We start from the raw sequence: 19,000 nt of genomic DNA, 5'->3' as shown, positions 1-19,000 counted from the left end.
CGGTAGTCGCGGGTTCGAAGGCATGTCGACGAACGAGAGTTCGTCGGGAACCCCAGGCCTGGGCCGAGACCCTTGGTATGCGGCAGTTTCCACACTGCCCCACCAAGGGTCTCGGCCCTTGTCGTCACGGCTGAACTCAGTCACAGTTCGCCATGGCCCGGCACTCGGCCACGCACTCCTGGACCCAACGACGTGGGTCCGTCGTCCAGAAGTCGTGGACGAGCCCGGCAAGGCTGCGGAATCGACCACGCGGGACGAGGACCGCCAGCTGCTCCACGGGCCAGCTGGGGCGGATGTCATCACCGGCAGCCACGAAGCTCATCGGCACATCGCAATCCGCCAGCCGGCGCCAGAGTGCCGGCGTCCGGATCCAGTCCTCCTTGAAGGAGGACCACAGACTGGCGTGCACCTCGGGGACGAAGTCGATCGGAATCTGTTCCTGGGTTCCCACGCCCGCTCGGTAGGCGGCGGCCCATCCCCGGTCGTCGTGCAGGCCGTGGCCGCACATGCCCACGACGCCCCGCACGCTGCGGGGATGGTCCAGGGCGTAGCGGACGGCGAGGTCACTGCCCCAGGAATGGCCCAGCACGATCCAACGCTCGACGCCCAGGGCTCGGCGGATGTCCTCCAGGTCGGCAATGGCCCGACCCATGTCATGGGGGCAACCGCCGGACCGGCCCACGCCACGCGGGTCCGGGTACCAGCAGCGCAAGCCCTCCAGTGCGAGTTGCTCGCCGGCAAGGTAGTGGATGCAGCCGGGGCCGCCCGACAGCACGACCACATCGGGGCCACTCCCCCGGACACCAACATGCAGCCGCACGCCATCGTCCGTCGTGACCGTCCTGGAATCCATGACCCAATCCTCCCAGCGCCCCGCCCGGGAACGTCGGCCTCGCTCGAAAATGCGTCGCGCCTCCCGCAGTGACTGTGTGAGCATCTGGCCATGGACCCCGTCACAAACCACCAGCAGACCGAGAGCGCGGCCCGCACCCACCTGTCCCAGATCCCCGAGTTCACGTGGACATCCTTCGACCGTGACGACCTCCCCGAAATTGCGGACTTCTACGCGACCGTCGAGTCCTTCGACCGCAATCCCGAGCGCGCCTCGCTGGCCGAGCTCCAGGACTTCTGGGACTCTCCCCGTTCCGTGCCGGAGGAGGACACCCTGGTCGCGCGCGACGAGTCGGGCCGCGTGATGGCGACGGCCTAGTCGGGGTGCAACCGGTCGGTCACCGACGTGCGAGAGGTCTTCCTCGGTGGGGCCGTCCACCCCGGCCTGCGTGGCCGGGCATCGGACGGCTGGTGCTCGAGTGGGAGCTGGCACACGGAAGCGCCTGGCACGAGACCAGCCGCCAGGACGGCTTCGGACCGCTGCAGATGCGCCTGCTGGCGCCGGTGGACCAGGACGACATCCGGGACCTCGCCACACGAGCCGGTCTTGCCGTCGCCCGCTACTACTTCGAGATGGAGCGCCCCCTCACCGACAGCCCCAACCGCGACCGTCCCGAAGGCATCCTCATCACGCCGTGGGATCCGGACCTCGCGGACGAGGCGCGCGAGGTGAGGAACCAGGCCTTCCGCGACCACTGGGGCCACACGGATGCCAGCCCGCAGATGTGGGCCGATCGCCTGGCCGCCACCGCCTTCCGCCCGGAATGGTCACTGCTGGCACGGGACGCCGACACCCTGGCGGTGGTGGGGGTCGCGATGAACTGCGCCTACGAGCAGGACTGGAGCGACGACCACCGGCAGGGTTACACCGACGAACTCGGCGTCCTGCGGGACTACCGGGGACGAGGTGTCACCAGGGCGCTGCTGGTCGAGTCGATGCACCTGCTCACCTCAGCAGGCATGGATGCGGCCGCGCTGGGCGTCGACACCGAGAACCCGAGCGGCGCCGTCAACCTCTACGAGGGCCTCGGCTACCGACGCAGGGCCAGCACCTGCATCCACGAGCTGCAGGAGTGAGCCGACGCGTCCCGGTTCACGAGGTGGTGCCCGAGCCCGGCGCGAGCAGCTCACGTGCCCGGCAGCCCCGCCACTCCAGCCCGCTGATGATCTTGCTCATCCCACCCGACCAAGGCCCCGCACTGCGGGATGCGCCACTGCAATCAAGGCAGTGACGGCGATCGCCGCAAGGAAGGGAGTGATCGCCAGTTCCCAGGGAAGGCCCACCGCGATGCCGGCGAGTCCCGTCGCGACCGGCGCTAGCCCCAGCGTGAGGAATCCCATCGCACCCACGACCCGCCCCTGCAGTTGGTTGGGGGTGATGGTGAGTTGGAAGGCCTGGATCCCGGCCATGCCGGGGGGCAGCACCAGGCAGGCCAGACACAGCAGGGCGATGATCTGAACCGGTTGGTTCCACACCGCCATCGCTGCGGCGCAGGCGCAGTTGACGAGCACCCCGCCAATGAACAGCACCGAGACCCTGGAGCGCCGCAGGAGCCACGGCCCGGCCAGCGCCCCCAGCAACCCGGAGATTCAGTAGGCGGTCTGCATGCCGCCAATGACCGCGTCGGGAACCCGGTGGGCCTTGAAGCTCAGGGTGATCAGGGCGAGCAGGCCACCGAAACCGAAGGATGCGATGGCATTCATCAGGACGACGGCTCGCAGGGCCGAGTGCCGCGCGATGAAATGCCCACCGGTCACCAAGTCCGTCACGATCCGCGACGCGGCTTGTGTTCCGGCGGCGTCTAGCGGGGGATGGATCCGACTGACCAGGAATGCCGCGACGAGGTTCAGCAGGGCGTCCGCGAGCAACGGCAGCGACCCGTCCACGGCATAGAGTGCACCGGCCAGCGAAGGCCCCAGCAGGTTCGCAACCGCGGAGCGGGCCTGGTTCACCGAGGCGGCTGGTGCGAGCTCCTGCGGTGCGACGACGACTTGCAGGCTTGCCTGCTCCGCGGGCGCAAAGAAAGTCCGCAGGGCACCGACCAGCACCGAGACTGCCACCAGGTGCCAGGGGTGCGCGACGCCAACGGCTGCGGCGATAGGCACGGAGACCAGCAGCAGGGCAAGGCCCAGGGAGGTGCCGACCATGGTGGTGCGTCGATTCCACCGGTCCACCAGCACCCCGGCCGGAAGACTGAAGACAAGCGTGCCCACTGTGGAGCCAGCCATGACCGCACCGGCCCATCGACTGTTGCCCGTCGTGTCGAAGGTGTGGAGCATCAGGGCGAGCGCGGTCATTGCGCCGCCGGTCATCTGGCAGGTGCGTCCCCACAACAAGAACTGGAAGTCGCGATTGCGCGACAACGCGGTGGGCCCCATGAACCATTCCGATCATTCTTACAGTGTATGAATGCCCTATTCGTACACCATAAGTTTCGGAGCAGATGAGGAGGCACCGATGGGGCGCAGTCGAGGAGTGCCCGCAGGCTTGAACCGCACGGTGCTGCGCCGAGCGGTCCTCGCGCTCGCCGACCAGCAGGGAATCGAAGCCCTCACCGTTCGCGGGGTCGCCCGGTACCTGGGGGTCGAGGCGATGTCCATCTACCACTACTTCCTCACCAAGGACGCCCTGCTGGAAGCGGCCTGGGACGAGATCGTCTGCCAGCTCGACACCGAGGCACTGGAGGAGACAAAGACCCCCGAGGCCTATGGCAAGCACTTCGCGCAGCAGTTGCGCAGCCTCCTGTTGCAGCACCCGAACGCATTGCCGATCATGCTGGGACGTCACGTCCACAGCACCGAGGCCATGACGATCCTGGACCAGATCGTCGGGGGGCTTCACGAGCGGGGACTCCCCCTGCCCACCGCGGTGCAGCTGGTGAACACGGTGAGCATGTTCACCATGGCGCACGCACTCAACCAGGTGCACCTGCCGAAGGCGCCAGCACCCGAGCCCGACCCCCAGCTCCACCCATCACTGTGCGCCGCACTGGAGGCTGGGATTCCCACTGGACCCGCGGTGGAGGACCAGAGCTTCCGCGACGGGATCACGGCGCTCATCCGGGCGACCGTCGGCTGACGAGCCGATGCCCCGGCACCGGAATCCCTCAGCCCAGCAGCGCCGACCTGATCGCGACGGCCGCGGCACCACGGGCCCACTCGTCGAAACCGACCGCCTCGATGCTCAGCTGCGCGGCATCCAGGGACGCGAAGACACGTGCTCCCGCCAGCACCTCGTCCAACCGGTCCTCCACCAGGTCAGCACCCTCGCCCGAGACCAGCACCCGCTCGGGAGCGACGACCGCGCCCAGCTGGCCGACCAGCTCCCCCACCACGCGCGCCACGTCCTCGGCCACCTGCCCGGGCTCGTCAACAGCCAACCTGGCCTCAACCGCGGAGGTCTGCAGCACGTCCGCCATCCGTCGACCGTCGGTGCCCACCAGCCAGCCCACCATGCCAGCGGCACCTCGATGCCCGACCACCGGCTCATCCCGGGCGATGATCCCCGCACCCACGCCGGCGCCGATCGTCACCACCAGGAAGTCACGAGAACCCCGCCCCACCCCGAACCAGTGCTCGGCCACGGTGAAGGCGTTGACGTCGTTCTCGACCGCACAGGACAGGCCGGTCGCCTCGGTCACCAGCGCTCCCAGCGCCACGTCGGGCCAGCCGAGCAGGTCGGCGCTGCGCACCACGCGGTCCTCCCCCACGGCCGCGGCGAGGCTGACCCCGATCGCATCGGCGCGGCGTCCCCGATGACGCACCCCCTCGACGGCATCCACCAGCGCGGCCACCGCCGCCTCGGGGGTCTCCAGCTCGCAGTCACGACGTTCGGAAACCAGCACCTGCCCCTTCAGGTCGGTGAGCACCAGGTGCATCGCACCGGGCACCAGCTTGGCGCCCAGCACGAGGGCACGGTCGGCCTGCACGTCCAGCGGCACCGAGGGACGGCCCGTCTCGTTGAGCGCCACCGGATCACCCTCCACCAACAGGCCATCGGCTACCAGCGGCTTGCACAGGCGGGTGAGGCTGGGCGAGGACAGCCCGGTCTCGCGCGCCAGTTCGACGCGCGGGACCGGGCCGTGCCGCAGCACCGCCAGGACGACTCGGCGGGTGGTCGGGTCGAGTCGTTCGGCGATGTCCATGGGGTGAGGTTACTTCGCGGTGATCTCGTAGAGCTTGTTCACCTGGTTGTTGAGCTCTGTGAGGTCCTCCGGCTTCTTCGTGCCGATGTAGACCGACTCGAAGTAGGGCGCGGTCAGGGCGTTCAGGTCCGCCGCGTTCTGCACCACGGGAAGCAGCACCGTGGTGCGGTCCTTCACGTGGTCGGTGAAGGGCGCCACGTCCAGGCCAGCCTTGCGGCGGGCCTCGATCGACTTCTGGGTGCCCGACGGACGGGCCGGGAAGACGACTCCCGCCTCACCGATGACGTCCTGGCAGGAGTCGGAGGCCAGGTAGGCCACCCACTTGGCGGCCGCCTCAGGATTGTCGCTGAAACGGGTGATGGAGTCGGCCAGCCCGTTGAAGGGCGACGACCGCTTGCCGTCGACGCCGGTGGGCGTGGGGGCCAGCTTCAGGTCGACCTTCTCCAGCGACGAGAAGCTGGAGATCATCCACGAGCCGTTCATGGCCAGGGCAGCCTGCCCGGCAGCGAACTGGGCATAGGAGCCGCTGCCGCGTCCGAAGGTGGAGAACTTCGGCATGTAGCCCTTCTCGGCCAGCCCGTAGTACCAGCCCAGCGCCTTCTGGAACTGCGGGTCGTCCATCCGGAAGTGGGTTCCCCACGGGTTCTTGTCGGTCGGTTCCCAGCCGAGGGTTCCGGTGTAGGCACCCCACTGGGTCTGGCCGAAGTTCTCGCCACCGGCACCCTCACTGGCCAGGCCGAAGACGGCGACATTGTCCTTGTCGAAGCCGGGCTCGTCGCCGCGCACACCCTTCTTGTCCACGCTCAGGTGCGCGATGACCTTCTCGAAGCTGCCACCGTCGTCGGGATTCCAGGTCATGTTCTGCAGCTGCTCGGTGCTGATCCCGGCCTTGTCCGTCATGTTCTTGTCGTAGAAGTAGGCGACGGTGTCCCAGTCCTTCGGCGCCCCGTAGCGCTTGCCGTCCTGGCCGATCCACAGGTCTCCGAGCCCCTCCTGGAAGTCCTCGGACTTGATGTCCCTGGTGGCCTCGAAGTCGTCCAGGGGCAGCAGCACGCCGAGGTCGACGAACTGGGCGTACTTGGACAGGTGGTTGGTGAACACGTCGGGGGCCTGGTCGGCGATGAAGCCGGCGGTGAGCTTGCTCCAGTAGTCGTCCCAGCCCATCTGGGTGATGTTCACCTTCAGCCCGGGATTGGCCTTCTGGAAGTCATTGGCGCACTGCTGGTAGCCGGGCTGCTGCGCGGAGTCCCACAGCCAGTAGTCGATGACATTGCTGCTGGTGCTGGTGCCCTCCTGCTCGGCGGGCCCGCTGCATCCGGCCAGCCCCAGGCTGAGGGTGGTGGCGGCGGCCACCAGGGCCGCGGCGATCTTGTTGGTGGGTCGCATGGGGTGCCTCACTTGATTCCGCTGAAGCCGATGGAGTTGACGATGCGCTTGGCGAAGGCTGCGAAGAGCAGCAGCATCGGCAGCGCGGCGACCAGGGTGGCGGCCATCAGGCCGGCCCAGTCGGGGCCCGTCTGCGGGGTCTGGGACCGGAAGATGCCCAGGCCGACGGTGAGCACCCGTGACTTGTCGGTGTAGCTCACCATCAGCGGCCAGAAGTAGTCATTCCAGGCCGCGATGTAGGTGAGGATCGACAGGGTCGCGATGGGCGCACCACTCATCGGCAGGATCAGGGTGAAGAAGTTGCGGATCTTGCTGGATCCGTCCAGCAGCGCCGCCTCCTCCAACTCGACGGGGATGTTGGCGAAGAACTGCCGCAGGAAGAAGACAGCGAAGGGCGTCATGATCATCGTCGGCAGCGAGATGCCCAGCACGGTGTCGAGCAGGCCCAGTTCCTTGATGAGCACGAAGTTGGGCAGGAAGGTGAAGATGGACGGCACCATCAGCCCGGCCAGGAAGAGGCCGAAGAAGAAGTCGCGGCCCTTCCAGTGCAGTCGGCTGAAGGCGTAGGCGGCCATCGCGGAGAAGAAGACCTGGCCGACGGTCACCAGCGTGGCCACGACGATGGAGTTCTTGAGGTAGAGCCAGAAGTTGATCTTCTGTCCGGAGCCTCCGGCGGCGATTGCGGCCTCGCCGGTCTGCAGGCCGAAGACGCGGCGGAATCCGTCCAGGCTGGCATCGGGCGGGGTGAAGTGCGTGGGGTTGGCGATCAGCGACGGGTTGGTGGAAAGTGCCGTGCGCAGGATCCAGTAGAAGGGGAACAGCGTCACCAGGATGATCAGGCCCATGACGAGCCAGGCCAGGGCCTTGCCCCAGCTGAAGTGGCGCCTGGGTTTGGCGGCGGCGGCGAGTTCGTCGTCGGTGACCGGCGCGTGGGTGCGGGTCTCGGGAGCGGTGTGCGACATGGTGGCCTCAGCTCAGATCGGTCTCGCCGGCCCTGGTGAGCCGGTACTGGATGACGGTGATGACCATGAGGATGACGAGCAGCGCCACCGACAGGGCCGAGGCATAGCCGAACTGGAATCGTCCGAAGGCCATGTTGTAGATGTACAGCTGCAGCACCCGCGAGGCATTCACCGGACCGCCATTGGTGGTGACGGCGACGGTGTCGAAGACCTGGAAGGAGCCGATCACGGTCATGATCAGCACCAGCGCCAGGATCGGTCGCAGCAGCGGCATGGTGATGCGGAAGAACATCTGCACCTCGCTGGCGCCGTCCATCTTGGCCGCCTCGTAGGCGGTGGGCGGGATGGTCTGGAGGCCGGCGAAGATCAGTAGTGCGGTGTAGCCCATGTGCCGCCACACGTTGATCAGCGCGATGGTGGGGATGACCCACTTCTCGTCGGTGAGGAAGGGGATGCGGTCGACGCCCATCCACACCAGGAACTGGTTGCCGATGCCGAGCTGGGCGTCGAGGATCCACAGGAAGACCATCGCGGCCACCACATTGGAGACCAGGTAGGGGGTCAGGACGATCCCGCGCACGAAGGTGGACTTGGTGAGCCGGTCCATCATGACGGCGATGACCAGCGCGGCGATGGTCTGCACGCCGATGTTGATGATGACGTACTGAATGGTGACCGCGGCCGAGTTCCAGAAGATCGGGTCGTTGACCATGCGCTCGTAGTTGGCCAGCCCGACGAAGCTGGGCGGGGTGAGCAGGTTGAAGTCGGTGAAGCTCAGGTAGATGCCGCGCACCGTCGGCCAGGCCAGGAAGACCAGGAAGCCGATCAGGGCGGGCAGGATGAAGGCGAAGGCCAGCGCCTCGTCACCACCGCGCTTCACGCGGCGGCGACCCGGCGGGCTCGCCGGGCTGGGTGCTGCGGGGACTGACGATGACATCGTCGACTCCTTTGTCGAGAGGATGGGGCCGCCCCTGGGTGGGGCGGCCCGTGGGATTCGGTTGTGCTGTGGGGTTCTGTGCTGCCGCGGCCTCCCGGCCTCAGGCGATCCGCTCGGCGACCACGAGCCGGGTGCGCTCGGGGTTGACGTGCGGAGCGCGGATTCCGTGCGTGGCCAGCTGGCGGCCGGTCATCTCGACCGGGGCGGGCAGCTCGCGGCCGTGCGCGGTGAGCTCCAGGTGGGTCACCCGGTAGCGGGCGTCCGGGTCGAGACCGGGCAGCGGTACCATGCCGCGCGACCAGACCGGTGCCAGGTCCAGCTCGGTGTAGGCGTAGATGGCCTTGTCGGGGGTGACGGTGCCGTGCAGGTAGACACCCTCGGGCAGGTCGACGCGTACGGTGCGACCGGCCAGCAGGGTCTCGCGGTTCTCCTTGTACCAGGCGATCCAGGCACCGAGCTGGGCGATCTCGTCGTCGGTGGCCTTCGCCAGGTCCCACTCGACGCCCAAGTGTCCGAAGACGGCGGTGGCGGCGCGGTAGGCGATGTCGTGGAAGCGGCCGGTGGTGTGCGAGGCGCCGGAGGCGATGTGGCTTCCGAGCATCTCGGGCGGCAACAGCTGCGCGGTCCAGCGCATCATCTGCTGGCGGTCGGTGGGGTCGATGTTGTCGCTCACCCACACCCGGTCGCAGTGCTGCATCACCTCGAGGTCGACGCGGGCGCCGCCGGAGCTGCACGACTCGATCTCGAGCCCGGGGTGGGCGGCCTTCAGCTCGTCGACGAGCCGGTAGAAGGCCAGGGTCTGCTCGTGGACGCCGGGACGGCCGTCGGGGCTGGTGCCGCCGTCGACGATGTCGCGGTTGTGGTCCCACTTGATGTAGCCGATGCGGTACTCGTCGAGCAGCGCCATCATCTGGCTCTTGACGTGCTCGTAGGCGCCGGGAATGCCGATGTTGAGCACCCACTGGTGGCGGGACTCCAGCGGCATCCGGCCGGGCACCTGCATCACCCAGTCGGGGTGGGCGCGGGCCAGGTCGGAGTCGGGGTTGACCATCTCGGGCTCGAACCACAGGCCGAACTCCATGCCCAGCTCGTTGACCCGGTCGACGAGCGGGTGCAGCCCCCCCGGCCACACCTGGTCGCTGACGACCCAGTCACCCAGGCCGGCGTGGTCGTCGCGGCGGGCGCCGAACCAGCCGTCGTCGAGCACACAGCGCTCGATGCCGACCTTCGCGGCGCGTTCTGCCAGGTCGAGCAGACGGTCGGTGTCGTGGTCGAAGTAGACGGCCTCCCACACGTTGAGGGTGACGGGCCGCTTCGCGTCGACGGGCTGATGGCCGGCGACGTCGCTGCGCTCGCGCAGGTAGCGGTGGTGGACGGCGGCGATCTCGTCCAGTCCGGTTCCGTGGGTAGCGACGACCCAAGGGCTGGTGTAGCTCTGGCCGTGGTCGAGGACCATCTCGCCGGGCAGCAGCAGCTCTCCCCCGCCGATCACCTGGTCGCCGGTGAGGATCTTCTCGGCGTAGTGGACGTGGTTGCCGCTCCAGGCGGTGTGCACGGCCCACACCTCCCCCTCCTGGAAGCCGAAACCGGGGGTTCCCAGGTGCAGCACCAGGGCGGAGTCGGCACCGGTGCGCCCGTGCCGTCCTTCGCGCCAGTGGGTTCCGATGCCCAGGGTGCCGCGCTGCGGGCTGCGCTCCTTGCCCCAGCGTCCGGCGAAGTCGAGCACCTCGCTGGCCCGGCTGGGCACCGGCAGGCACAGCAGCATCTGGTCGAGCTGGTAGCCGTCCTCGCCGGTGTTGGTCAGTGTGGCGCGCATCCGGATGGCGTCGCTGGAGGTGAGTTCCACGACCAGGTCGAGGGCGAGCTGCGCGTCGGGGTCGGTGGCCTTCCAGGTGATGGTGCCGCGCTCGGCCCGGACGAATCCGTCGACGGGCTGGCCGTCGAGCAGCACCTGGTCGACGGTGAAGCGCGGGGCCCATCCGTGGCCGCGACGAGAGCCACTGATGCCGGGGTGCCCAGTCCAGGAGGCCCACTGTTCGGGCAGGATCGCGAGCCGGTGGCCTTCCTCCTCGGGGATGCCGTTGTTGGCGCGTGGGGGCTTGGCTGCCGTGACGAGCGTGTCGATGCCGGCGGCGTCGGTGATGCCGATGGGGGATCCCCAGTGCACCACTTCGGGCAGGTGTCCGTCGCTGGTCAGTACGAGCGAGACGGCGTCGTTTTCAAGCACCACGCGGGATTCCACGGCATCCTCCATTGGACGGTGTTTCTGTTGCGATGAAACTAACATGTCGACTGCCGCAGGTCCAGAGTCGGCGGCGGCACGATGATCTGCACCGGGATCACCGGGCTGAAGGATGCCGACGGCAAGCCCTTCGAGCTCGGTGGCGTCGCCCTGCTCGACATCCGCACCGGCAGCCTGGTCAACGAGGTGCCGATCCAGCTGTTCAGCGATGACAAGCACGTCGTGACCCGCAATCCGGTCACCTTCGAGGCCAAGGGCCAGACGCTCACCATGTTCAGCGCTCCCGATGACGGCGAAGAGGGCTCGGAACTGTTCGTCCACACCACCCCGGTGTGACCGGCGTGTGAGAGCGTGGAGCCATGGCGATCCTCGACTACGACGTGCTGGTCATCGACCAGGTGACCAGCTTCATGCGCGATGACTTCGCGATCCGGGATGCGCACGGCCAGCAGGTTGGGCACATCCTGACGCAGGGCTCCGCGCTCTCCCGCATGTTCATGGGCTCGCGCCAGCTCACCGTCGCCAATCCCGACGGTGGCACCGTGCTCATGGTCGACGACGTGCCGAACTTGGGCCGCGACACCTTCGACCTGCTCAGTCCTGATGGTGAGCGCTTCGGCGAGGTGGTCAAGGAGTTCACCCTGTTCAAGAAACGGCTCAGCGTCCACATCGGCCAGGAGTCGATGGAGCTGCAGGGCAGCTTCTTCGAACGCGAGTTCAGCATCGTGGGCCGCGGCGGGGAGGCGGCCAGGGTCTCGCGCAGCTATCCCGGCATCGGCGCAGCCCTGCTGGGCCACGAGCGCTACGTCCTGAGCTTCTCCCCCGACCTGCCCTTCGGCCTGCGCGCCGGGTCGCTGGGCGCGGTCATCGCCTTGGACCTCATCCGCCAGAAGGAGCGCAACGCGTCCTCGTCAGCGGCCAGCAGCAGCTGACCAGGCGCAACTGTGCCCGGAATCGTCCGACATCGGACGATTCCGGGCACGGTTCGTGTTGCGGGCCGATCAGCAGCCGACCAGGCGCTGGGCGAGGTAGCCCTCCACCTGGCTGAGCGCGACGCGCTCCTGGCTCATCGTGTCGCGTTCGCGGATGGTCACGGCATCGTCCTCGAGGGTCTCGAAGTCGACCGTGATGCAGTACGGCGTGCCGATCTCGTCCTGGCGGCGGTAACGCTTGCCGATCGCCTGGGCGTCGTCGAAGTCGACATTCCAGTTGCGACGAAGCTGTGCGGCCAGGTCGCGCGCCTTGGGGCTGAGCTTCTCGTTGCGGCTCAGCGGCAGCACGGCGGCCTTGACCGGCGAGAGGCGATGGTCGAGCTTGAGCACGGTGCGCTTGTCGACGCCACCCTTGGTGTTGGGGGCCTCGTCCTCGGTGTAGGCCTCCGCCATGAAGGCCATCAGCGAGCGGGTCAGGCCGGCTGCCGGCTCGATGACATAGGGCACGTACTTCTCGTTGGCGGCCTGGTCGAAGTACTCCAGCGAGACACCCGAGTGCTCGGTGTGGGTCTTGAGGTCGAAGTCGGTGCGGTTGGCGATACCCTCCAGCTCGCCCCAGTCGCTGCCGGCGAAGCCGAACTTGTACTCGATGTCGACGGTGCGCTTGGAGTAGTGCGAGAGCTTCTCCTGCGGGTGCTCGTAGTGGCGCAGGTTCTCGGGCTTGATGCCCAGGTCGGTGTACCACTGGGTGCGCTGGTCGATCCAGTACTGGTGCCAGTCCTCGTCGGTCCCGGGCTTGACGAAGAACTCCATCTCCATCTGCTCGAACTCGCGGGTGCGGAAGATGAAGTTGCCGGGCGTGATCTCGTTGCGGAAGCTCTTGCCGATCTGGCCGATGCCGAAGGGCGGCTTGGCGCGGCTGGACTGCACCACGTTCTTGAAGTTCACGAAGATGCCCTGGGCGGTCTCGGGACGCAGGTAGTGCAGGCCGGACTCGTCCTCGAGGACGCCCAGGTAGGTCTTGAGCATCATGTTGAAGTCGCGGGGCTCGGTCCACTGGCCCTTGTTGCCACAGTTGGGGCAGTTGACCTCGGCCTGGCTCTCGGGCAGGCGTCCGTGCTTGGCCTCGAAGTCCTCCTCGAGGTGGTCGGCGCGGAAGCGCTTGTGGCAGCTGAGGCACTCGGTCAGCGGGTCGGTGAAGACGCCGACGTGACCGGACGCCACCCACACCTGCTTGGGCAGGATGATCGAGCTGTCGAGGCCCAGGACGTCGTCGCGTCCGGTGACCATGAAGCGCCACCACTGCTTCTTGATGTTCTCCTTGAGCTCCACGCCCAGGGGGCCGTAGTCCCAGGCGGCGCGGGTGCCGCCGTAGATCTCGCCGCAGGGGAAGACGAATCCCCGTCGCTTGCACAGGCTGATCACGTTGTCGAGTGTGCTGGGTGCCACTACATCTCCATGTCCTCAATGGGCCCGGCGACTGGATGACGCCGGGGTGCGAAGCACCGCACGTGGCGGGGTCTTCACGCTGCGGCCAGCCTATCGGCTCTGCGCCGTGGAGCCGTCAGGCGCGAGTCCGTGGACGGGTCTCACACGTTGCGCGGCAGATTGAAGCCCACTTCTTCGCTGTCGTCATAGGCGCTGGGCTCGTCGATCGACAGGCTGAGCAGGGGAACGATGGTCATCTTGGACTCGAAGCCACCCAGGGCGCGGCGATAGCTGCCGACGTTCTCCCAGCGGGTCACCAGGGCCCACAGTTGCTCGTCGTCGAGGTTCTGCACCAGGTCGACCGACTGCAGGCCCGGCTTGGTGCGCAGCAGGTCGACGGCGGCCTGCGCCTGGTGCTCGAAGCCCGCGCGTTCGGCGGGGTGGACGCGGAAACGGTTGATGACGATCACGGCATGAGCCTACGGGCCGGTGCGTGCGGAGCCGGACCGCGCCGCGGCGACCTCCCCCCGTGGCGAGCCGACCCGATTTGCGCATCATTCTCAACAAGGCCGATAATCATTCTCATGAATAACGCACTTCGTCGCCTCTCAGTGATCGCCGCCTGCTCCCTCGCCCTCACCGCCACAGCGTGTGGCAACAGCACTGACACGGCCGGCGGCAGCGACGACAAGCTGAAGGTGGTCACCGCCTTCTACCCCTTCCAGTACGTCGCCTCCTCCGTCGCCGGAGACAAGGCCGAGGTCACCAGCCTCACCGCCCCCGGAGCCGAGCCGCACGACCTGGAGCTGACGCCCAAGCAGATCGCCTCGCTGGCCGAGGCCGACCTGGTCGTCTACCAGAAGGGCTTCCAGGAGCAGGTGGACAAGGCGCTGGAGGAGCAGCAGCCCAAGAATGTCGTCGACGTCGCCGAGGTGGTCGACATGCAGCCCATGGAGGCCGCCGACGAGCACGAGGGCGAGAGTGCCGAGGAGCACGAGGGCCACGACCACGGCAGCACCGACCCGCACACCTGGCTGGCCCCCACCAACATGGTCAAGATCACCGCGGCGGTGCAGGACAAGCTCAAGCAGGCCGATGCCGCCGACTCCGAGACCTTCGACGCCAATGCCAAGCAGCTCAGCACCCAGCTGACCGCGCTCGACAAGGAATTCAGCACCGGCCTGTCGCAGTGCACCCGCAAGGAGTTCATCACCTCGCACGCCGCCTTCGGCTACCTCGCCAAGTCCTACGGCCTCACCCAGATCGGCATCAGCGGGCTGTCCCCCGACGAGCAGCCCTCGCCCGCCCGCATCACCGAGGTGCAGAAGCTCGCCAAGGAGCACGGCGTCACCACGATCTTCTACGAGACCCTCGTCTCCCCCGCCCAGGCAAAGGCCATCGCCGGCGACCTCGGGTTGAAGACCGACGTGCTCGACCCGCTCGAGGGCATCACCAAGGACTCCCGCGGGTCCGACTACATTGCAGTGCAGCGGGCAAACCTTGCCGCGCTCAAGACCGCGAACGGATGCAAGTGACACCACCACCCCACACATCCCACGAGGTCGCGCCCCTGGCAGAGGGGCGCGACCTCGTGGTCACCCTGCAGGGTCACGAGATCCTGCACGGCGTCAATGCCAGGATCATGCCCGGCGAGACCGTCGCCCTGCTCGGCGGCAACGGCTCAGGCAAGACCACCCTGGTGCGCACCCTGCTCGGGCTGAACGAGGCCACCGGCAGCCGCACCCTGATGGGCACGCCGCTGTCGGGCTTCCACGAGTGGCACCGCATCGGCTACGTGCCGCAGCGCGGCCAGCTCCAGGTGAGTGCCGCGACGGTGGGCGAGATCGTCGCCTCCGGCCGCCTGGCCCACCGCAAGGCCTTCCGTCCCCTGTCGCGCGCCGACCGCGCCGCGATCGACCTCGCCCTCGACAAGGTGCGCCTGACCGAGCGCCGCAAGGCCTCCTTCAGCCACCTGTCGGGCGGCCAGCAGCAGCGCACCCTGATCGCACGGGCGCTGTGCGGGGAACCCGACCTGCTGGTGCTCGACGAACCCCTTGCCGGGCTCGACATGCGCACCCAGGACGGCCTGGCCAAGGTGCTCGGCGGGCTCAAGGACGAGGGGCTGGGCATCCTGGTGGTGCTGCACGAACTGGGCCCGCTGGCCGGACTGATCGACCGCTCCATCGTGCTGCAGAACGGCCGCGTCATCCACGACGGCGACCTGCTGCCCGGCCCCGGCATCGGCGACCACCACCACATCAGCCACCAGCCCAGCAGGGTCATCATCACCGAACCACGCTTCGGCGCCACGGACAGGAACTGACCGATGGACTTCCTCGAACCCGCCTTCATGCAGCGCGCCCTGGTGGCGGCGCTGCTGTCCGGCCTGCTCTCCCCCGCCATCGGCACCTACATCGTCCAGCGCCGGCTCTCGCTGCTCGGCGACGGACTGGGCCATGTCGCCGTCGCCGGCGTGGGGCTGTCCTTCCTCACCGGCACCGCACCGCTTCCGCTGGCCATCGCCGTGTGCATCGCCGGAGCGGTCATCGTCGAACTGCTGCGCCAGCAGGGGCGCGCCACCGGCGACGTTGGCCTGGCCGTGCTCTTCTACGGCGGCCTGTCCGCCGGCGTCATGATGGCCGGCATCGCGGGCCAGGGCACCGGGGCACTGAGCCAGTTCCTGTTCGGCTCCCTCACCACGGTGAGCTCGGCCGACGTGTGGACGGTCGCGGCACTGACCGTCGTCGTCCTGGTGCTGTGCCTCGGGCTGGCACCGCAGCTCTTCGCGGTCTGCGCCGACGAGGACTTCGCCCAGGTGCTGGGGCTACGCGTCAAGCTGCTGAACCTCATCGTGGTCGTGGTGGCCGCGATCACCGTGACCCTGAGCATGCGCACCGTCGGGCTGCTGCTGGTCAGCGCCATGATGGTGATCCCGGTGGCCACCGCGCAGAACCTGTTCACCAGCTTCCGCGCCTGCCTGCTCGGCGCCATGGGCGTCGGCATGCTGGTCGCACTGGGTGGCACCGTGGGTTCCTTCTACTGGAACACCGCCTCCGGCGCCACGATCGTCGTGGTCGCCATCGCCGCCTTCCTGGCGAGCTGGCCCGTCACGGCACTGCTGCGCCGGCACCACCGCCACACCGACGACGACCTGCACGACGACGAGGACCACGTGGTGGCCTGCGACCCCGACCACGAGCACGAACCCGACCTCCACCTGGCCGTCCAGCACGGCGACCATGTCGACTACCTTCATGACGGACACCGTCACGCACCCCACGGAGACCACTTCGATGAGCACTGACCGCACGAGCAGCCACCCCGGTACCGCCGCACGCCCCGTCCAGCGGGTCACCCGGCAGCGGCTGGCGATCCGTGCCCTGCTGGAGGAGGTGCAGGGCTTCCGCAGCGCGCAGCAGCTCCATGAGCAGCTGCGCAAGGACGGCGACTCGGTCGGGCTGGCAACGGTCTACCGCACCCTGCAGTCGATGGCCGATACCGGTGAGGTGGATGCCATCCGCGCCGACGACGGCGAGATGGTCTACCGCCAGTGCGCGGCCACCGGGCACCACCACCACCTGGTCTGTCGCAACTGCGGCCGCACGGTGGAGATCAGCGCCAAGGCGGTCGAGGCGTGGGCGGACGAGGTGGCAGCCGAGCACGGCTTCCGAGACGCAGGCCACGACATCGAGCTCTTCGGCCTCTGCTCCAACTGCTGAGTTGGCTGGAGTCGCTCAGCCGCCGATGTAGTGCATGGAACGCAGGCCGCGCTCCAGGTGCCACTGCACGAAGGCCTGCACCAGGCCCGTGGCCTCGCGCTGGTTGGCCACGGGCAGGTCGCGGGTGGCCTCCCAGTTCCCGGTGAGCAGGCTCTGCAGGTAGCCGATGGTGCCCGGCCGTGGCCGTGCCGATCCCGGGGGGCGGCAGTCGACGCAGACCATCCCGCCGGCCGAGGGGTTGAAGAAGTCGTGCGGGCCCTCGGTGCCGCAGCGCGCGCAGTCCTCCAGTGCGGGCGCGTAGCCGGCGATGGCCAGTGCTCGCAGCAGGTAGGAGTCGAGCACCATCGTGACCGGGCGGGGCCCGTCGGTGGTGCCCTGTCCGAGCACCCGCAGGGCCCCCACCAGCAGCCGGTACTGCTGCAGGGCTGGCTCGCGCTCCTCGGCCACCAGGCGGTCGGCGGTCTCGAGCATCACCTGTCCGACGCAGAAGGCGTCGTAGTCGCCCAGCAGCGGCTCACCGTAGGCGTTGATCGTCTCGGTCTGGGTGACGACGTCGAGGGCGCGGCCTTGGGCCAGTTGCAGGTCGACGTGGTTGAAGGGTTCCAGCCGCCCGCCGAACTTCGAGCTGGTGCGCCGCACGCCCCTGGCGACGGCCCGCAGCTTGCCGTTCTCGCGGGTGAGCATTGTGACGATCCGGTCGGCCTCGCCCAGCTTGTGGGTGCGCAGCACGACGGCCTGGTCACGGTAGGTGGGCATGGACTCCAGTCTAGGTCTGGCGCCCAATGGCTTGCCCTGCTGGAATGTCGGCATGGGACTCGGGTTCTTCGAAAGCGGCCTGGTTGCCGTGCTGGCGATCGCCAGCTGGGTCGTCGTGCCCCTGCTCGCCTATGTCGTGATCCGCGTCGGCGTGCGCCACGGCGTGCGCGATGCCTTCGACGAGCGCGATGCCAGGGGCCAGCGCGACCGTCATCTGCCCAACTGACAGCCCGACCTCGAGGAGCCCCCATGGCACGACACAAGATCTTCGACATGCCGTTCGCCGAGATCTGGCCGCACTATGTGGCCAAGGTGGAGCGCAAGGGCCACACCGTCGAGGAGTTGCACACCGTCATCGAGTGGCTGACCGGTTATGACCGGGCCGGGGTGCAGGGGGCCGTCGAGGACCGTCGCAGCCTGGACGAGTTCTTCACCCGTGCGCCGGCGATGAATCCCAACAGCGGCAAGATCACCGGCCTGATCTGCGGCGTGCGCGTCGAGGACATCGAGGACCCGCTGATGCAGCAGATCCGCTGGATGGACAAGCTCGTCGACGAAGTGGCCCGTGGCAAGAAGATGACCTCCATCCTGCGCGCCTGATCCGACCCGCCACGCCCACCGCGAACACCGTGGACGCGGGCCTGATGCACCGGAAAGCCTGGGGGCCATGGACGCCAAGAAGACCTCTGCCGCGCTGGCGGCCGCCGCCACCGCCGGGCTCGCCGCCCAAAACCTCCTGCAGACCAAGCACGCCCTGAGGCACAACTTCCCCGTCATCGCCCGCGCCCGTTACGCGCTGGAGGCGATCGGCCCGGAGCTTCGCCAGTACATCGTCACCGGCAATGACGAGGAGCGACCCTTCAGCCGCGACCAGCGCCGCTGGGTCTACAGCTCCGCGAAGGGCGAGAACAACTACTTCGGCTTCGGCACCGACAATGACGTCGAGAACAGCACCTATCCGATCGTGCGCCACCGCACCTTCAGCCAGGTGGCACCGTCGGCCTCCCTGCACGCCGACCCCACCAGCCCGCTGCCCGTCGCCAAGGTGATGGGCGGGCCGCGCGGGCGCCGCAAGGCCTTCCGCCCCGACTCGGTGGTCAACGTCTCGGCGATGAGCTTCGGCTCGCTCAGCCCGCAGGCGATCATGGCGCTCAACAAGGGTGCGCTGCTGGGCGACTTCCTGCACAACACCGGTGAGGGCGGCCTGTCCGACCACCACCGCCAGGGCGGCAGCCTGACGCTGCAGATCGGCACCGGCTACTTCGGCTGCCGCGACGAGCACGGCAACTTCGACATCGACGAGTTGGTGGCCGTCGTCGAGTCGGCACCGGTCAAGGCCATCGAGATCAAGCTGAGCCAAGGCGCCAAGCCCGGCCTGGGCGGGCACCTGCCCGGCGCAAAGGGACTACTCGTAGTTGAGCGTGGTGGGTCGTTGATGCAAGGGCTCGTGGCCTTGCGCTGGGATGGGTGTTGCGAAGCATCCTCCCGGACAAGGACCACGAGCTGTGACCGAGCCTACGTGCTTGCTGCGTGACGCTGCGAGCGTGATCTTCAACCTGCCCGACTACCACGTGATCGACGCGGTTGACTTGCCCTCGGGCG

Annotated in this window: 22 protein-coding genes and 1 pseudogene; 12 read left to right on the top strand and 11 right to left on the bottom strand. The window is 68.1% G+C overall.

From position 1 onward, the window contains the following. Positions 1-136 precede the first annotated feature (136 nt). Positions 137-853, bottom strand: a complete 717-nt coding sequence (locus ACYVKA_RS09750; RefSeq protein ID WP_460705015.1) for an alpha/beta fold hydrolase — start codon at positions 851-853, stop codon at positions 137-139. 90 nt (positions 854-943) lie between these two features. Between ACYVKA_RS09750 and ACYVKA_RS09745 the strand changes: the two genes are divergently transcribed. Both ACYVKA_RS09745 and ACYVKA_RS09740 read left to right on the top strand, forming a co-directional pair. Beyond that, positions 944-1,210, top strand: coding sequence for a hypothetical protein (locus ACYVKA_RS09745; RefSeq protein WP_460705013.1), 267 nt, complete (start codon positions 944-946; stop codon positions 1,208-1,210). Positions 1,211-1,302: 92 nt separating this feature from the next. Next, positions 1,303-1,968, top strand: coding sequence for a GNAT family N-acetyltransferase (locus tag ACYVKA_RS09740; RefSeq protein WP_460705011.1), 666 nt, complete (start codon positions 1,303-1,305; stop codon positions 1,966-1,968). Positions 1,969-2,064: 96 nt separating this feature from the next. Here ACYVKA_RS09740 and ACYVKA_RS09735 read toward each other — a convergent pair whose 3' ends face one another. Together ACYVKA_RS09735 and ACYVKA_RS09730 are read right to left on the bottom strand one after the other, a co-directional pair. Continuing rightward, on the bottom strand, positions 2,065-2,472 hold the full coding sequence (locus tag ACYVKA_RS09735; protein WP_460705009.1) for a hypothetical protein: 408 nt from the start codon (positions 2,470-2,472) through the stop codon (positions 2,065-2,067). A 9-nt stretch (positions 2,473-2,481) separates the two neighbouring features. Beyond that, on the bottom strand, positions 2,482-3,270 hold the full coding sequence (locus ACYVKA_RS09730) for an MFS transporter (protein ID WP_460705008.1): 789 nt from the start codon (positions 3,268-3,270) through the stop codon (positions 2,482-2,484). A gap of 109 nt (positions 3,271-3,379) precedes the next feature. Between ACYVKA_RS09730 and ACYVKA_RS09725 the strand changes: the two genes are divergently transcribed. Continuing rightward, on the top strand, positions 3,380-3,970 hold the full coding sequence (locus tag ACYVKA_RS09725; protein WP_460705006.1) for a TetR/AcrR family transcriptional regulator: 591 nt from the start codon (positions 3,380-3,382) through the stop codon (positions 3,968-3,970). A 28-nt stretch (positions 3,971-3,998) separates the two neighbouring features. On the opposite strand, the gene ACYVKA_RS09720 is transcribed toward ACYVKA_RS09725, so the two are convergent. From ACYVKA_RS09720 to ACYVKA_RS09700, 5 genes are all read right to left on the bottom strand, one after another. Beyond that, positions 3,999-5,036 (bottom strand): ROK family protein, encoded by a 1,038-nt coding sequence (locus tag ACYVKA_RS09720; protein ID WP_460705004.1) that lies wholly within the window; start codon positions 5,034-5,036, stop codon positions 3,999-4,001. Between the two features lie 9 nt (positions 5,037-5,045). After that, positions 5,046-6,422 (bottom strand): ABC transporter substrate-binding protein, encoded by a 1,377-nt coding sequence (locus ACYVKA_RS09715; RefSeq protein ID WP_460705002.1) that lies wholly within the window; start codon positions 6,420-6,422, stop codon positions 5,046-5,048. An 8-nt stretch (positions 6,423-6,430) separates the two neighbouring features. Further along, a complete protein-coding gene (locus ACYVKA_RS09710; protein ID WP_460705000.1) occupies positions 6,431-7,384 on the bottom strand; it encodes a carbohydrate ABC transporter permease in 954 nt (317 codons plus the stop codon). Between the two features lie 7 nt (positions 7,385-7,391). Beyond that, a complete protein-coding gene (locus ACYVKA_RS09705) occupies positions 7,392-8,321 on the bottom strand; it encodes a carbohydrate ABC transporter permease (RefSeq protein WP_460704998.1) in 930 nt (309 codons plus the stop codon). Positions 8,322-8,421: 100 nt separating this feature from the next. After that, complete coding sequence (locus tag ACYVKA_RS09700; protein WP_460704996.1) at positions 8,422-10,551, bottom strand: alpha-galactosidase; 2,130 nt, start codon at positions 10,549-10,551, stop codon at positions 8,422-8,424. Positions 10,552-10,635: 84 nt separating this feature from the next. On the opposite strand from ACYVKA_RS09700, the pseudogene ACYVKA_RS09695 reads away from it, so the two are divergent. Together ACYVKA_RS09695 and ACYVKA_RS09690 are read left to right on the top strand one after the other, a co-directional pair. After that, a pseudogene (locus tag ACYVKA_RS09695) lies at positions 10,636-10,899 on the top strand (DUF6454 family protein); the annotation flags it as partial. 23 nt (positions 10,900-10,922) lie between these two features. Continuing rightward, positions 10,923-11,495 (top strand): LURP-one-related/scramblase family protein, encoded by a 573-nt coding sequence (locus ACYVKA_RS09690; RefSeq protein ID WP_460704994.1) that lies wholly within the window; start codon positions 10,923-10,925, stop codon positions 11,493-11,495. Between the two features lie 69 nt (positions 11,496-11,564). Here ACYVKA_RS09690 and ACYVKA_RS09685 read toward each other — a convergent pair whose 3' ends face one another. Further along, entirely contained in the window at positions 11,565-12,944 is a 1,380-nt protein-coding gene (locus tag ACYVKA_RS09685; protein ID WP_460704992.1) for a glycine--tRNA ligase, read from the bottom strand. A 140-nt stretch (positions 12,945-13,084) separates the two neighbouring features. Then, positions 13,085-13,393 carry an antibiotic biosynthesis monooxygenase family protein gene (locus ACYVKA_RS09680; protein WP_460704990.1) on the bottom strand — a complete coding sequence of 103 codons (309 nt, stop codon included), beginning with the start codon at positions 13,391-13,393 and terminating at the stop codon, positions 13,085-13,087. 114 nt (positions 13,394-13,507) lie between these two features. Between ACYVKA_RS09680 and ACYVKA_RS09675 the strand changes: the two genes are divergently transcribed. From ACYVKA_RS09675 to ACYVKA_RS09660, 4 genes are read left to right on the top strand one after another with little or no spacing between them, the layout of a single operon-like run. After that, a complete protein-coding gene (locus ACYVKA_RS09675) occupies positions 13,508-14,458 on the top strand; it encodes a metal ABC transporter substrate-binding protein (protein ID WP_460704988.1) in 951 nt (316 codons plus the stop codon). After that, entirely contained in the window at positions 14,455-15,246 is a 792-nt protein-coding gene (locus ACYVKA_RS09670; protein ID WP_460704986.1) for a metal ABC transporter ATP-binding protein, read from the top strand. Before ACYVKA_RS09675 ends, ACYVKA_RS09670 begins: the two co-directional genes overlap by 4 nt. Positions 15,247-15,249: 3 nt before the next feature. Beyond that, on the top strand, positions 15,250-16,227 hold the full coding sequence (locus tag ACYVKA_RS09665) for a metal ABC transporter permease (protein ID WP_460704984.1): 978 nt from the start codon (positions 15,250-15,252) through the stop codon (positions 16,225-16,227). Then, positions 16,217-16,642, top strand: coding sequence for a Fur family transcriptional regulator (locus ACYVKA_RS09660; RefSeq protein WP_460704982.1), 426 nt, complete (start codon positions 16,217-16,219; stop codon positions 16,640-16,642). Before ACYVKA_RS09665 ends, ACYVKA_RS09660 begins: the two co-directional genes overlap by 11 nt. Positions 16,643-16,657: 15 nt before the next feature. On the opposite strand, the gene recO is transcribed toward ACYVKA_RS09660, so the two are convergent. Beyond that, on the bottom strand, positions 16,658-17,398 hold the full coding sequence (gene recO, locus ACYVKA_RS09655) for a DNA repair protein RecO (protein WP_460704980.1): 741 nt from the start codon (positions 17,396-17,398) through the stop codon (positions 16,658-16,660). 52 nt (positions 17,399-17,450) lie between these two features. On the opposite strand from recO, the gene ACYVKA_RS09650 reads away from it, so the two are divergent. The 3 genes from ACYVKA_RS09650 (at position 17,451) to ACYVKA_RS09640 (ending at position 18,932) form a co-directional block, all read left to right on the top strand. Beyond that, positions 17,451-17,624, top strand: a complete 174-nt coding sequence (locus ACYVKA_RS09650; protein WP_460704978.1) for a hypothetical protein — start codon at positions 17,451-17,453, stop codon at positions 17,622-17,624. Positions 17,625-17,647: 23 nt separating this feature from the next. Then, positions 17,648-17,998 (top strand): DUF2200 domain-containing protein, encoded by a 351-nt coding sequence (locus ACYVKA_RS09645; RefSeq protein ID WP_460704976.1) that lies wholly within the window; start codon positions 17,648-17,650, stop codon positions 17,996-17,998. A gap of 67 nt (positions 17,999-18,065) precedes the next feature. Next, positions 18,066-18,932, top strand: coding sequence for a glutamate synthase-related protein (locus tag ACYVKA_RS09640; RefSeq protein ID WP_460704974.1), 867 nt, complete (start codon positions 18,066-18,068; stop codon positions 18,930-18,932). Positions 18,933-19,000 lie beyond the last annotated feature (68 nt).

This window comes from Luteococcus sediminum (genome assembly GCF_054783495.1).
The sequence above is the reverse complement of the archived record's forward strand: the minus strand, read 5'-3'. Positions and strand labels throughout refer to the sequence as shown.